This window comes from Tenacibaculum sp. 47A_GOM-205m (genome assembly GCF_000518405.1).
Lineage (GTDB): Bacteria > Bacteroidota > Bacteroidia > Flavobacteriales > Flavobacteriaceae > Polaribacter > Polaribacter lutimaris.
Genome location: NZ_JADN01000008.1, coordinates 153,798 through 167,845 on the forward strand (window position 1 = coordinate 153,798; position 14,048 = coordinate 167,845).

Sequence of the window (14,048 nt, forward strand, 5' to 3'; positions counted from 1 at the left end):
CATTGAGAGAGATCTTGTTGTCAGATAAAATAGTAAACTATAAAACAGATATAATATTTTGGATCACAACTGGTTTGCTGTTATATTATTTAGGTTCAATACCTCTTATGGGAATATATAGTTTCATGGAAAAAGGAGTGGCTTTTTTTCAAATACACAATATACAATTTGTAGTAACTATTCTTTTACATAGTTGTGTTATAATAGGTTTGTTATGGAGTTGGAAGAAAGTCGAATAATAATTGTTGTAATAACTACAATTTTAACAATTTTAGGAGTTGTTTTTTTAGTGGTATTGTTTACTGTTTTTCAAAATCGTAAGAATAAATTATTGTTAGAACGTGCTGAAAACAAAAAACGGTATGAACGAGAAATAGCTGAAACCCAAATAGAAATTCGAGAAGAAACATTGAGAAATATTAGTTGGGAGTTGCATGATAATATTGGGCAACTCCTAACTTTAGCTAGAATACAATTACAGCATGCTTCACCTGAAAGTATGGGAGAAATCTCTGAAATTATTGCGAAGAGTTTAACAGAAGTTAGAGCTCTGTCAAAAATAATTAACCCTGATTTTATTAATAGTGTAAAGTTAAAGAAAGCCTTAGAATTAGAAATAGCCCGTTTTAATAGATTAAATTATATTGAAGCAAGTTTAGAGGTAATAGGTAGAGAACTGGAAATTAATCAAAAACATGGAATTATTATTTTTAGGATACTCCAAGAGTTTTTTTCCAATACCATTAAACATTCTAAAGCAACTAAGTTAGAAGTGTTTTTAAATTACAAAGATGATTCTGTTGAAATTAGAGCACAAGATAACGGTGTGGGTTTTGATATGGTTAGAATAGGTTTAAAAGGTATAGGTTTACAGAATATAAAAGCAAGAGCAAAATTGATAAATGCAGAAGCAAAATTCAAATCAGAACCTCAAAAAGGAACAAGTTTAATAATAAATTATTATATTTAAAGAGCCTTAGTGTATATTCCCCAACAACTAATACTAATCTAACTTATGAAATTATGAAATACTCAGTTGTTGTTGTAGATGATCATACGTTATTGTCACAGGCTATTGAAGGTATGGTAAACACCTTTGATAAATTCAAAGTGCTTTACACTTGTAAAAATGGAAAAGAGGTTGAAGAAAAATTTTCTGCCTCACCTAAAAATATACCTGATTTAGTCTTAGTAGATGTAAATATGCCTGTGATGAATGGTATTGAAACTACCGAATGGATTGTGGAAAATTATCCGCAGGTACATGTCATGGCCTTATCTGTAGAAGATGCTGACGGAACTATTTTGAAAATGTTAAAAGCTGGGGCTGTTGGTTACCTGTTAAAAGATACCAAAAAAGAGATACTAGAAAAGGCTCTTCTAGAAATGATGGATAATGGTTTTTATCACACCAAAAATGTTACTACTTTATTACTAGATTCAGTCTCTGGAAAGAAGGAAAGAAATAATCTCGCATTCAAAGAAAATGAAATTACTTTTATGAAGTTGGCTTGTTCTGAGTTAACCTATAAAGAAATAGCCGAAAAAATGTTTTTAAGCCCAAAAACAATAGATGGTTATCGTGATAGTTTGTTTACTAAATTAAACGTAAGAAACAGAGTAGGATTGGTAATGTATGCCATAAAAAATAAAATTTATACTCCGTAATTTTATGCTTAAATTTGCAGCATGGAAGAAACAAATAGACAACGAAAAATTGCAGGAGTATTGCAACAAGATTTGGTAGACGTTTTACAACGTGCTGCTCAAGATGGAATGAAGGGAGTGATTATATCGGTATCTAAAGTTTCGGTTACTGCCGATTTAGGAGTAGCTAAAGTGTACTTAAGTGTATTTCCTTCAGAAAAAAGAGATGAGATTATAGAAGGGGTGAAATCTAATACTCCTTTAATTCGTCATGAATTAGCACAGCGAACAAAAAATCAACTTAGAAGAATGCCAGAATTGCTATTCTTTGGTGATGATAGTTTAGATTACATTGAAGATATTGACAAATCTTTAAAAGGAGAGGACATTGATCCAATAAAAAATCCAGATATCTTACCTCGTCGCCAAAAACGTTAATAAATTTTCTTTACTTTGGCTAGCTAAATTTATTAATGGTTGAATTTTTCACTATACATAGCTAAACGATACTTGTTCTCAAAAACAAGTACTAACGCAATTAATATTATTACGGCAATTGCTGTTTTTGGTGTTGTAGTAGGTGCTTTGGCGTTATTTGTGGTTTTATCAGGTTTTTCAGGGTTAAAAACTTTTAGTGACTCTTTACTAAATGCATCGGATCCTGATATAAAAATAACTGCAACTCAAGGAAAATCTCTCGAATATTCAACAAAACTTCATGAAATTCTACAACAAGAAGAAGATGTGAAAGCGTATTCAAAAGTTGTAGAAGAAAGAGTTTTTTTAAAATATAAAGACAGAGATCATATTGCTCAAATAAAAGGAGTAGATGCTAATTATTCATCTATAATTCCTGCAGATTCTATATTAACGGTTGGAACTTGGATAGATGAACAGTATGAAAACACAGCTGTTGTTGGTTATGGAATTTCGTATAAATTGTCGTTAGGAATTTTTAATTTCGGAGAGCCTTTGCAGATTTTAGTTCCGAAACCAGGAAAAGGATTTATCAATGCTAACAATGCTTTTCGATCGGTATCTACACAAGTAGTTGGTGTGTATACAGGCTCAGAAGAGTTTCAAAATAAATATGTGTTTACCGAACTCTCGTTAGCACAAGAATTGTTAGGGTATAAAGAAAATCAAATAACGGGAGTTGAATTAGCTTTAAAAAAAGGAGTTGATTTAGATTCATTTCAAGAAAAACTACAAGCTGCTTTAGGGGAAGATTTGAAAGTACAAACTCGTGCACAGTTAAATACGTTGTATTATAAAGTAATTAATACTGAAAACTTCATATCGTATCTAATTTTTACACTGATTGTAGCTATTGCTTTATTCAATGTAATAGGTTCAATAATAATGATGATTATTGATAAACGTAAAAACCTAAAAACATTATTTAATTTAGGAAGTAGCGTAGAGGAAATAAAAAAGATTTTCATTTATCAAGGTTTTTTATTGACCCTAGTTGGAATGGCAATAGGATTGGTTTTAGGAGTTCTTTTAGTGTTGATTCAGCAACGTTTTGAATTATTAATGATTACAGAAAGCTTAGCTTATCCAGTTGAATTTAGGTTGGTGAATCTATTAGTAGTTATTGTTACAATTTCGACTTTAGGTTATTTGGCAGCTAAAATTGCAAGTTCAAGAATTTCTGTTAATTTTATAGAAAAATAATTTCTATGAAAAAAAGTCTTTTACCCTATATGCTTATAGGGGCAATCATGTTAGTGATTTCATGTGCTTCTAGCAATTTTGATTACTACAAAAACACACCATTTAAAGAACTAGATAGTTTACAGTCAACAAAGAAAGTCGTGAACTTTTCTTTTGGTTCTGAAATAAATGATTGGAAAACATATGATAAGCGTGAAGTTAAAACTGGTTTTTTATCGTTTTATAAAAAAATAGAAGATAAGAGGGTTGATTCTAGTTATGCAACGGTTAATATTATAGCATATAATAATGATGTTAAAAAGAGATGGAAAGAGACAACTAATATTGAAAATTATTTAGAAAGGTTTATTGCATTAAAAGAAAAATGGAGGTTTAAAGACTTTAAATATAGTTTACATACTACTAAGCATAAGAAGTATGGTAAATTATATATAGTTAAGTACGGAGACGAAAGAAAGTATAAATACACTAATGTGGTTTTCTTATTTTTTTATAGGAATAAAGGTTATACAATAGAGTATTCAGCTTTAAACGAGCATTATGATAAGTTTTTACCAGAGGTAGAAAAGTTAGTAATGGCTTTTAAAATAAATGAATAGTTTTTATAGAAAAATAAAAGACCAAGACTTTATAAATCTTGGTCTTTTACATATTAGTAGTAGCTAGAGTAGTCTTATTCTTTTATGACTATTGTTTTTGTTTTCTCATCTTTCTTCAATAGTATTTTGTATTTAGTTTTTGCTTTTTTGTTTTTTTCATAAGTCAAATGATATTTAGTTGAAGCAAAACTCCATCCAGGATATTTTTTTACAATTTCTTTTTGTAAAGATAGTGGGAGTCTTACGTCATAAAAATATTCATTACAGTTTAAAATATCACCTTGTTGATTATAGGTGATAGCAATCTTGTTTTTACCTTCTTTAAGTACTACATCGTAATTAGAAGGATCGTTTTTAGAATAAACATTTAAATTTTCAATGTTGAATTCTAACATTTTTTTGCGAAGCATTTTTATCTGCAATGATTGATCTGAGTTTTCAACAGCATTTACAAAAGAACTATTGCTTTCAACTGTTGCTTTTTTTTTGTTTAGGTTAGAAGATACGTCGTTTACAGCCAAAAAATTTTGTTGAGCAAACATTAGGTTGGTTAGACCGAGCATAATTAAACCAATTACTTTAGTTTTCATAAGTTAAAAATTATTATGATTAGACTTAGTTATTGGGGTTATTATGGGGTAAGTGAAATAAATAAGGAGTTTATAAAGGTAAAATAAAAGACAGTTTTTCAATTAAGATTACCATAGACAGATAATAATCTGCTAATAGACAAATGATAGACAAAATAGTATTGAAGAGAGTTTTTATAAGGATTGAATAAAAGCATCTAAGTTTATGTCTTCTGTAAGGTGTAATTTTTTTCTAAGTCTATAACGGCTAGTGTTAAGAGAAGCTAGAGTTATATTTTGTAAAGTAGCAATACTACGACTGTTAATTTTTAATCTAATAAGCGAACACAAACGTATTTCATTTTTGCTTAAATCTGGGAATTTAGTTGTTAAATTTCGGTAGAAAGAATCGCTTAATTTATCGAGCTTTTCATAAAACATTTGAGTGTCTGCATCGAAAGTAACTTTGTTATTTATTTCTTGTTCTAACTCATTTAAAAGCGCTTCTCTTTCTGAGTTTTGAGTTTGTTTTAAAGCATGCACTTTATCGGCTACGTATTTTATCCACTCTTGTTGTTGTGATAAGTTAATGGCAAAATCAGATAAATCACGTTTTTTAGATTGAATTTCGGAATTGAGCTTTTCAACTTTTAAGCTTTCAACTTCTAGTGTACGTTCTGCAAGTTCTTGTTTGTTTTTTGCATTAATAATATGTTGTCTTCTTCTTAAAAATAATGATGCTAGTAGTAGAATTATAAACGAAAATGAGAGAGTAACAATCCAAAATTTAGATTGTTGGCTTTTTAGTTGGTTTTCTTTAACCATTCGTTCTAGCTCAAAGTTAAGAGCAACCCTGTCTAATGTTGCATTATTGAGTTCTTTTCTCCAAGTGGCATCGGTAATATCTTCAAGGTTTTGTATACTGTCAGAAAATTGTTTCATCACTTTTAAAGTAGCATAAGCTTGTGTTGTTAGCCCTAAGGCATTTTGTAAGGTTTCTTTGGTTTGTAAAAATTCTAATTCAGAATCAGGAGTTAACCTTCCTGAAATTTTTTCTTCTGTAATTATTTTCTCTAACCTATTAAAGTTGGTGTTCGCTTCTGTAAACTTCCCCAATTTTATATTAGTGTTCACTAATTGTGCCCCGGCGCTAATTAAGCGAGGTGTGTCACGATTTTGTGATTTTTCATTTATAGCATTTTTAAAAAACTTGAAATTTTCAGCATATAATGGTGCTGCTAAATTATACTCTCCTTTTTCATAGTAGATGTCGGCAATATTATCTCGAACACTTCCTAGAAGTGTATGATTAGGGAAGTTGGTTAAGGTAATTTCGTAGGCTTTCTTAAAATAAGGAAGTGCTTTGTCGGGGTTGCTTTTATTCCAGTAAAAAAATAACCCATAATTATTAATGGCAGAAGGGTAGTAAATTTTATTAAAAGTTTTAGAGTAGTTTATGTTGGCTTTATGAGCATACTCTGCGCTATCAAGAATTGAAAGTTTGGCATAATCAGCAGCTAAAACACTGTAAGCATGATTATGCATTTCTATTAATGAGTTTTTTTCTTCGGAAGAAAGCTTACCCTCGTTTTCAACATAGAAATTTAAAAATTGATTATACCATTTAATTGATTCCTTCGGAAATCCAACCTTGTAAAACCAATTCCCAGCATCAAGAAAACTTTGAATTTTTAAATAGTAATGGTCTTCAATTTGTGGAAGTAAGTCTAGTTTTCGATACAGAAGAGATAAGTATTTTTTTAATTGAGTTTCAGAATACGAATCTCTAGTATAAGTTTTAATATCATCAACAGGAAATTCTTCATTCATTTCGTTATTAATTTGATGATATAGTTTTAAAGCATCTGTATTGTTTAATGGAAGCTCTTGTGAGAAACCAAAAAATGGTTGTAGGAGTATAGTAACCAGTAGTATATATACAAGTTGATACTTCAAAATAAGGTGTAAATGGTTAGTTAAACCAAATATACAGCTTCTTTTGCTGGTTTAAAAGTAAAAAGTAATTCATTGAAAATGAATAAGCTAAAAAGGGGATTTACACTATTATCCTAAGGTGACAGTAGCATCTCCAAACTTAGTTTGTACTTCGTCAAAAGCAGCAAAAACATCTTTAGGATCATCTGAAGTTACCATTTTCATACGGTGTTCTTTAAAATGCGGAATTCCTTTAAAATAGTTGGTATAATGTCTTCTGGTTTCTACAACTCCTAAATGTTCGCCTTTCCAGTCTATAGCCATTTCTAAATGACGACGTGCCATATCAACACGTTGAGAAATTGTTGGTCCTGGTAAATGCTCTCCTGTTTTAAAATAGTGTTTCACTTCATTAAAAAACCAAGGATATCCAATAGAAGCACGACCAATCATACAACCATCTAATCCATAAACGTCACGCATTTCCATCGCTTTTTCAGGAGAGGTAACATCTCCATTACCAAATACAGGTATATGCATTCTTGGGTTGTTTTTTACTTCGGCAATAGGAGCCCAATCGGCTTCACCTTTATACATTTGTGCACGTGTACGACCATGAATAGAAATGGCTTTACAACCTACATCTTGCAAACGTTCGGCAACTTCAAGAATTCTGATCGAATCATGATCCCAACCTAAACGAGTTTTCACAGTAACAGGTAATTTAGTGTGTTTTACCATGGCTTCGGTAAGGGAAACCATTAAATCAATATCTTTTAAAATTCCTGCACCAGCTCCTTTAGATACTACTTTTTTTACAGGGCATCCAAAATTGATATCGATAATATCAGGATTTGATTTTTCAACAATTTCCACTGTTTTTAGCATAGATTCTAAATTAGCGCCAAAAATTTGAATCCCCACAGGGCGTTCTTTTTCGTAAATATCTAACTTCATTACGCTTTTTGCCGCATCGCGAATCAATCCTTCCGAAGAAATAAATTCAGTATACACTACATCAGCACCATTTTCTTTACATAAAGCTCTGAATGGTGGATCACTTACATCTTCCATCGGCGCTAATAATAGCGGAAAATCAGGAAGTTCTATGTTACCTATTTTTACCATGCTGCAAAGTTACTTTTTATTTTTTTATTGTGTAAATTTTTAATTGTACATCGTTTTTCAAAGAAGTATCTTTGCAAGTCACAAGTAGTTAGATTACGACGAATGAACCCATAATGGGTATTTAGTAAATAATGCGGTTTTGTTAAAACGGATTTCCTAAGTGTCTAAAATGGTTTGAGAAATTTTTATATTGATGAAGAACATTAGAAATTTTTGCATTATTGCACATATTGATCATGGTAAGAGTACTCTTGCCGATAGATTATTAGATTATACAGGCACAGTTACTGAGCGTGAAAAGCAAAACCAGTTACTAGATAACATGGATTTAGAGCGCGAACGTGGAATTACAATTAAATCGCACGCGATTCAAATGGATTATGTTTACGAAGGAGAAAATTATATTCTAAACTTAATCGATACTCCTGGTCACGTAGATTTTTCTTATGAAGTTTCTCGTTCTATAGCAGCTTGTGAAGGTGCTTTGTTAATTGTTGATGCAGCACAGAGTATTCAAGCACAAACTATTTCTAACTTATACTTAGCGTTAGAGAATGATTTAGAAATTATTCCTGTACTAAATAAAGTAGATTTACCTTCAGCAAATCCTGAAGAGGTAACTGATGATATAGTTGATTTATTAGGATGTAATCCTGAAGATGTAATTCATGCAAGTGGAAAAACAGGTTTTGGGGTTGACAATATTTTAAAAGCAATTATTGAAAAAATTCCTGCACCTACTGGGAACCCTGACGCGCCATTAAAGGCATTGATTTTCGACTCGGTGTATAACTCATATCGTGGAATTGAAACCTACTTTAGGGTAATTGATGGTTCTATTAAAAAGAATCAACAAATAAAATTCATGGCAACTGGAAAACAATATGGTGCTGATGAAGTAGGGACTTTGAAGTTAAATCAAGTTGTAAAAAATGAGATTAAGACAGGTGATGTTGGGTATTTAATTACAGGAATTAAAGCAGCGAAAGAAGTAAAAGTAGGAGATACAATTACTGATTTTGCAAATCCAACAACTGATAGAATTGAAGGTTTTGAAGATGTGAAGCCAATGGTATTCGCAGGAATATATCCCGTAGATACAGAAGATTATGAAGAATTACGTGCTTCGATGGAAAAGTTGCAGTTAAATGATGCTTCATTAGTATTTCAACCAGAAAGTTCTGCAGCATTAGGGTTTGGTTTCCGATGTGGTTTCTTAGGAATGTTACACATGGAAATTATTCAAGAACGTTTAGAACGTGAGTTTGATATGACCGTTATTACTACGGTTCCTAACGTAAGTTACCACGCATTTACTAAGAAAGACCCTGATGAGGTGATTATTGTAAATAACCCATCAGATTTACCAGATCCATCAAGATTAGATAGAGTAGAAGAGCCTTTTATTAAAGCTTCAATTATTACCAAAGCAGATTTTGTTGGGCAGGTAATGTCACTTTGTATAGAAAAGCGTGGGCAAATTGTAAATCAAACATACTTAACTCCAGAAAGAGTTGAATTAATTTTTGACATGCCTTTGGCAGAAATTGTATTCGATTTCTATGATCGATTAAAAACGGTTTCTAAAGGATATGCATCATTTGATTACCATCCAATTGGAATGAAACAATCGAAGTTAGTGCGTGTAGATATGTTATTAAATGGACAAATAGTAGATGCACTTTCAGCTTTATTACATGATAGTAATGCGTATTCAATTGGAAAACGTATTTGTGAGAAGTTAAAAGAATTGATTCCGCGCCAACAATTTGATATTCCTATTCAGGCTGCTATTGGAGCAAAAATTATTGCTCGTGAAACCGTAAAAGCTTTACGTAAGGATGTAACGGCTAAATGTTATGGAGGAGATATTTCTCGTAAACGTAAATTATTAGAAAAGCAGAAAAAAGGTAAAAAACGTATGCGTCAAGTAGGAAACGTAGAAATTCCACAGCAAGCGTTTATGGCTGTACTGAAGTTGAATGATTAGCTTTTATAGATTTATAGATAAAATATAATATTTAAAAGCCGTTTTGATTTAATCAAAACGGCTTTTAAATTTTTATACTTAGGAGAAACTAATCTCTATTTCCTAAAACTTGTAAAGCCCAATATAGTAACATAGCTAACGACCCTAATGCAGCGACTAAGTATGTTCTTGCAGCCCATTTTAAAGCATCTTTAGATCCAGCTAATTCTTCACGACTTACCATATTCTTGTTTTCTAACCAAGCCAAAGCTCTATTACTAGCGTCATATTCAACAGGTAAAGTGACAAAACTAAAAATTGTACCTAAAGCCATAAAAGCTAAACCAGCCAAAGCAATATAAAAACCTATACCTGTACTCCCAGAGGCAGCACCAAAAGCAATACCACCAATTACCATCCATTGAGAGAAACGAGAAGTAATACTAACCATTGGTACTAGTTTAGAACGCATTTGTAAGTATTGGTAAGCTGTAGCATGTTGTACAGCATGTCCTACTTCGTGAGCGGCAACTGCTGCAGCTGCAGCATTACGTTGGTTGTATACAGCTTCACTAAGGTTTACTGTTTTATTTTGAGGGTTATAATGGTCAGTTAATCTACCAGGAGTAGAAATTACTTGTACATCATAAATACCATGGTCTGCTAACATTTTTTGAGCAATTTCTGCTCCGCTCATACCATTACGTAAGTGAACTTGCGAATATTTTTTAAATTTACGCTGTAAAGTGTTACTTACTAACCAACTGAATAAAGATATTATACCTATCAGTACATAAAATCCTATCATAATTTATATAGTTTTAAAATTTTGTATCATTTTTGCTGGATAAATTTACAACATAAATTATTCCAAATTAGTTAAGGAAATTAAAAATGTCAAAATGACAACACAACCTAAAATTTTAATAGTTTATACAGGAGGAACCATTGGTATGGTTAAAGACTATAATACAGGAGCTTTAAAGGCTTTTGATTTTAGTCAGATTTCAAGTAAAATACCAGAATTACAGCAGTTGAATTGTGAAATCTCTACTATTTCTTTTGATGAACCGATAGATTCATCAAATATGAATGTGAGTTATTATATCCAGATAGCTGAAATAATTTCTGATAATTATGACAAATTTGACGGATTTGTAGTGTTAACAGGATCAGACACTATGTCTTATACGTCTTCGGCGATAAGTTTCATGTTTGAAAATTTACAAAAACCAGTGATATTTACTGGGTCGCAATTGCCTATAGGAGATTTACGTACCGATGCAAAAGAAAATTTAATAACCTCTATTCAAGTAGCTTCTACTTATGAAAATGGTAAACCTATAATTCAAGAAGTAGGATTGTATTTTGAGTACAAATTATATAGAGCTAACAGAACTACAAAAATAAATGCTGAACAGTTTGAAGCATTTGCATCAATGAATTATCCGCCTTTGGCAGAAAGTGGAGTGCATTTAAACTTCAATCATCACTTATTGTTAAAACCAAATAAAGAAGAAAAAAAGCTGGTTTTTAGAAAAAAATTAGATAACCATGTAGCTATTTTAAAACTTTTCCCAGGTATAACAGAATCAGTAGTAAGAAGTTTTATAAATATTCCAGAGTTAAAAGGAATTATTTTAGAAACCTATGGCTCAGGTAATGCACCTACCGAAAAATGGTTTGTTGATTTATTGGAGGATGCTGTAAAAAGAGGGATATACATTGTTAATGTAACTCAATGTACAGGAGGAAGTGTAATTTTAGGGCATTATGAAACAAGTTCTGAATTAAAACGTATTGGAATTGTTGATGGTAAGGATATTACTACTGAAACAGCTGTAGCAAAAATGATGTATTTATTAGGAGAAAAGCTGTCAAAAGAAGAATTTAAGTGTTATTTTGAAAAATCCCTCAGAGGAGAAATGGCTTAAATTGTAAATAAATCGTTAAATTTACATTCGTAACTGCTTGAACTACTAAGGAAAAGCGTTAAAAAACAGGTTAGTAGTATAAATACTAGAGATTTTTTTTAATCTCCCAACATTTTTTTGTTACTTGCCACTCTGAAAAATTTAAAAACGTAATAAGTACAATAAAAGCATTACTTATTTGTAAAAAAATAAGTTTTTAGCAGTAAAATTTGTATTTTTAACCCGTTAACTATTTAAAATTAATTATAACAAAATGAAAAAAGTAGTAAATATCCTAACTATTGCAGGATTTATGTTTTTAGGAGCTATTCAATCAACTTATGCTCAAGACGCAGCAGCGGCAGAAGGATCAGAAACTTTCCACCAAATTTTAAAAAGATATTTTATCGAAGGTGGTCCAGGTTTTATGGGAATTGTATTAGTAGCTTTAATCTTAGGTTTAGCTATCGCAATTGAAAGAATTATTTATTTAAATATGGCTACAACCAATACAAAAAAACTAGTAGCTAGTGTTGATGAAGCTTTAAGTTCAGGTGGAGTAGAGGCTGCTAAAGAAGTTTGTAGAAACACAAAAGGTCCTGTTGCTTCTATCTTTTATCAAGGTTTAGAAAGAGCTGATGAAGGTTTAGATGCTGCTGAAAAAGCTGTAGTAGGATATGGTGGCGTGCAAATGGGATTATTAGAGAAGAACATTTCTTGGATTTCATTATTTATCGCTTTAGCACCGATGTTAGGGTTCATGGGAACTGTAATTGGTATGATTGGAGCTTTCGATGCGATTGCAGTAGCAAACGATATCTCTCCAGCGGTAGTAGCAGGTGGTATTAAAGTAGCACTTTTAACAACAGTATTCGGTTTAGTAGTAGCAATTATATTACAAATTTTCTATAACTATATTATTTCTAAGGTAGATAGTATCGTAAATAACATGGAAGATGCTTCTATTTCTTTAATCGACTTATTAGCAAAGTATAAAAAATAATAGAAGTATGAAGAACAATAGATTAATAACAATCGTTGTAGCATTACTTTCTCTTGTTGGAATTGTTTTATTTTTAACGACTTTAGGAGTAAATGAAGACGATAAGGCGGCTATGTCAGATGCTGTATCTCCTTTAGTTACTTATTCTTTAGTATTATTAGGATTAACAGCAGGAGTTACGGTGTTAGCTTCAATATTAAGTTTGTTTAAGAATCCAGCAGCTTTGAAAAAAGCATTGTTAGGTTTGTTAGGAATGGGAGTTTTATTAGTGGTTTCTTATATACTTTCAGCAGACGGACAAGTTATTGACGCAAACGAAAAAGTAATTGCAGCAGCAGGTAGTAGTGTTTCTAAGAATACTAGTACAGGTATTTGGTTAAGTGTTATATTAATATTGATCGCAGGAGGTTTCTTCGTGTGGGATTTATTAAAAGGATTAGTTAAATCATAGATTATTATGGCAAGAAGAGAAAACCCAGAAATTAATGCAGGTTCGATGGCAGATATTGCCTTCTTGCTACTTATCTTTTTCCTTGTAACAACAACGATGGATGTGGATTCAGGTATCCCTAAAAAGTTAGCTGAAAAAACTGAAGTTGAACCACCAATCGTTAAAGAAAAAAACATCTTTCAAGTAAGTATTAACCGAAACAACCAACTTTTAGTTGAGAATGAAGTTATGGAGTTAAAAGACTTAAAGGATGCAGCTGTAAAATTTATAGATAATGGTGGAGGTATTGGTAACCCAATGCCAGGGAAAGAAGCTGGAGCTGCTTGTGACTATTGTAAAGGAGCAAAAGATCCAGAATCATCAGATCACCCTAACAAGGCTATTATTTCTGTTGAAAGTGATAGAGGTACTGAGTATGGTACTTACGTTGCTGTTCAAAATGAATTATTAAGAGCATACACTGAGTTACGTAATAGATTATGCCAAGAAAAATATGGTATGAGTTTTGACGAACTTGAAAAAGCTTTTATTGATAGTGCAAGAAAAGATGAGTCTTTAAGAAAGAAAGTAGAAGATATTAAGGCGAGTTACCCTCAAATTATTTCAGATACTGATCCAACAAATGTTAAATAATAAAACAATATAAGAGTATGTCTAAGTTTAGAAAAAAGAAGAAAGGGATGCCTGCTTTATCTACGGCGTCTTTACCAGATATTGTTTTCATGTTATTATTTTTCTTCATGGTTACAACTACTATGAGAGAAACAGATTTATTAATTGATTCACCTCGTTTACCTAGTGCAAGTGAAGTAAAAAAACTTGAGCGTAAAAGTTTAGTGAGTACAATTTATGTTGGTAAAGCAAAAGACGCTAAATATGGTACAGGATACAATAGAATTCAGTTAAACGATAAGATTGCTACACCAGATGATGTGCCTTCTTTTATTTATCTTGAAAGAGATAACGTTTCTGAAGCAGAAGTACCATTTATGACAACTTCTATTAAGGCAGATAAAGAATCTAGTGTTGGTACATTAGCCGATATTCGTGAAAAATTAAGAGATGTTAATGCTCTTAAATTAAGTTTATCTACACACAAAGGAAGTGTAATTAATAAGTAATAATTACTTTTAAATAAACATAAAAAGAGCAAT

15 protein-coding genes are annotated in these 14,048 nt (G+C 31.4%); 11 read left to right on the plus strand and 4 right to left on the minus strand.

What is annotated here, in order from left to right:
- Positions 1 to 214 precede the first annotated feature (214 nt).
- From N534_RS0109555 to N534_RS0109575, 5 genes are read left to right on the plus strand one after another with little or no spacing between them, the layout of a single operon-like run.
- Positions 215 to 970, plus strand: coding sequence for a sensor histidine kinase (locus N534_RS0109555; protein WP_028892274.1), 756 nt, complete (start codon positions 215 to 217; stop codon positions 968 to 970).
- 50 nt (positions 971 to 1,020) lie between these two features.
- Positions 1,021 to 1,668, plus strand: coding sequence for a response regulator transcription factor (locus tag N534_RS0109560; protein ID WP_028892275.1), 648 nt, complete (start codon positions 1,021 to 1,023; stop codon positions 1,666 to 1,668).
- Between the two features lie 21 nt (positions 1,669 to 1,689).
- Positions 1,690 to 2,085 (plus strand): 30S ribosome-binding factor RbfA, encoded by a 396-nt coding sequence (gene rbfA, locus N534_RS0109565; protein ID WP_028892276.1) that lies wholly within the window; start codon positions 1,690 to 1,692, stop codon positions 2,083 to 2,085.
- Between the two features lie 39 nt (positions 2,086 to 2,124).
- Entirely contained in the window at positions 2,125 to 3,327 is a 1,203-nt protein-coding gene (locus N534_RS0109570; RefSeq protein WP_028892277.1) for an ABC transporter permease, read from the plus strand.
- 5 nt (positions 3,328 to 3,332) lie between these two features.
- The gene (locus N534_RS0109575; protein WP_028892278.1) at positions 3,333 to 3,926 is read left to right on the plus strand and encodes a hypothetical protein; all 594 of its coding nucleotides are present in this window, start codon (positions 3,333 to 3,335) and stop codon (positions 3,924 to 3,926) included.
- A 74-nt stretch (positions 3,927 to 4,000) separates the two neighbouring features.
- Here the strand turns inward: N534_RS0109575 and N534_RS0109580 are convergent, their stop codons facing one another.
- The 3 genes from N534_RS0109580 to dusB form a co-directional block, all read right to left on the minus strand.
- Positions 4,001 to 4,516 carry a hypothetical protein gene (locus tag N534_RS0109580; RefSeq protein WP_028892279.1) on the minus strand — a complete coding sequence of 172 codons (516 nt, stop codon included), beginning with the start codon at positions 4,514 to 4,516 and terminating at the stop codon, positions 4,001 to 4,003.
- Between the two features lie 174 nt (positions 4,517 to 4,690).
- Positions 4,691 to 6,451: a tetratricopeptide repeat protein gene (locus tag N534_RS0109585; protein ID WP_028892280.1), complete on the minus strand. Its 1,761-nt coding sequence runs from the start codon at positions 6,449 to 6,451 to the stop codon at positions 4,691 to 4,693.
- A 108-nt stretch (positions 6,452 to 6,559) separates the two neighbouring features.
- Positions 6,560 to 7,558, minus strand: coding sequence for a tRNA dihydrouridine synthase DusB (gene dusB, locus N534_RS0109590; RefSeq protein ID WP_028892281.1), 999 nt, complete (start codon positions 7,556 to 7,558; stop codon positions 6,560 to 6,562).
- Positions 7,559 to 7,751: 193 nt separating this feature from the next.
- Here dusB and lepA point away from each other — a divergent pair, with 193 nt between their 5' ends.
- Positions 7,752 to 9,548 (plus strand): translation elongation factor 4, encoded by a 1,797-nt coding sequence (gene lepA / locus N534_RS0109595; protein WP_028892282.1) that lies wholly within the window; start codon positions 7,752 to 7,754, stop codon positions 9,546 to 9,548.
- Positions 9,549 to 9,636: 88 nt separating this feature from the next.
- Here lepA and N534_RS0109600 read toward each other — a convergent pair whose 3' ends face one another.
- Positions 9,637 to 10,335 (minus strand): zinc metallopeptidase, encoded by a 699-nt coding sequence (locus N534_RS0109600; RefSeq protein WP_028892283.1) that lies wholly within the window; start codon positions 10,333 to 10,335, stop codon positions 9,637 to 9,639.
- Positions 10,336 to 10,429: 94 nt separating this feature from the next.
- Between N534_RS0109600 and N534_RS0109605 the strand changes: the two genes are divergently transcribed.
- From N534_RS0109605 to N534_RS0109625, 5 genes are all read left to right on the plus strand, one after another.
- Positions 10,430 to 11,461 (plus strand): asparaginase, encoded by a 1,032-nt coding sequence (locus N534_RS0109605; protein ID WP_028892284.1) that lies wholly within the window; start codon positions 10,430 to 10,432, stop codon positions 11,459 to 11,461.
- A gap of 253 nt (positions 11,462 to 11,714) precedes the next feature.
- Positions 11,715 to 12,443 carry a MotA/TolQ/ExbB proton channel family protein gene (locus N534_RS0109610; protein WP_028892285.1) on the plus strand — a complete coding sequence of 243 codons (729 nt, stop codon included), beginning with the start codon at positions 11,715 to 11,717 and terminating at the stop codon, positions 12,441 to 12,443.
- A gap of 7 nt (positions 12,444 to 12,450) precedes the next feature.
- Entirely contained in the window at positions 12,451 to 12,894 is a 444-nt protein-coding gene (locus N534_RS0109615; RefSeq protein ID WP_028892286.1) for a hypothetical protein, read from the plus strand.
- A gap of 6 nt (positions 12,895 to 12,900) precedes the next feature.
- Complete coding sequence (locus N534_RS0109620; protein WP_028892287.1) at positions 12,901 to 13,527, plus strand: biopolymer transporter ExbD; 627 nt, start codon at positions 12,901 to 12,903, stop codon at positions 13,525 to 13,527.
- A 17-nt stretch (positions 13,528 to 13,544) separates the two neighbouring features.
- A complete protein-coding gene (locus N534_RS0109625; protein ID WP_028892288.1) occupies positions 13,545 to 14,015 on the plus strand; it encodes a biopolymer transporter ExbD in 471 nt (156 codons plus the stop codon).
- Positions 14,016 to 14,048 lie beyond the last annotated feature (33 nt).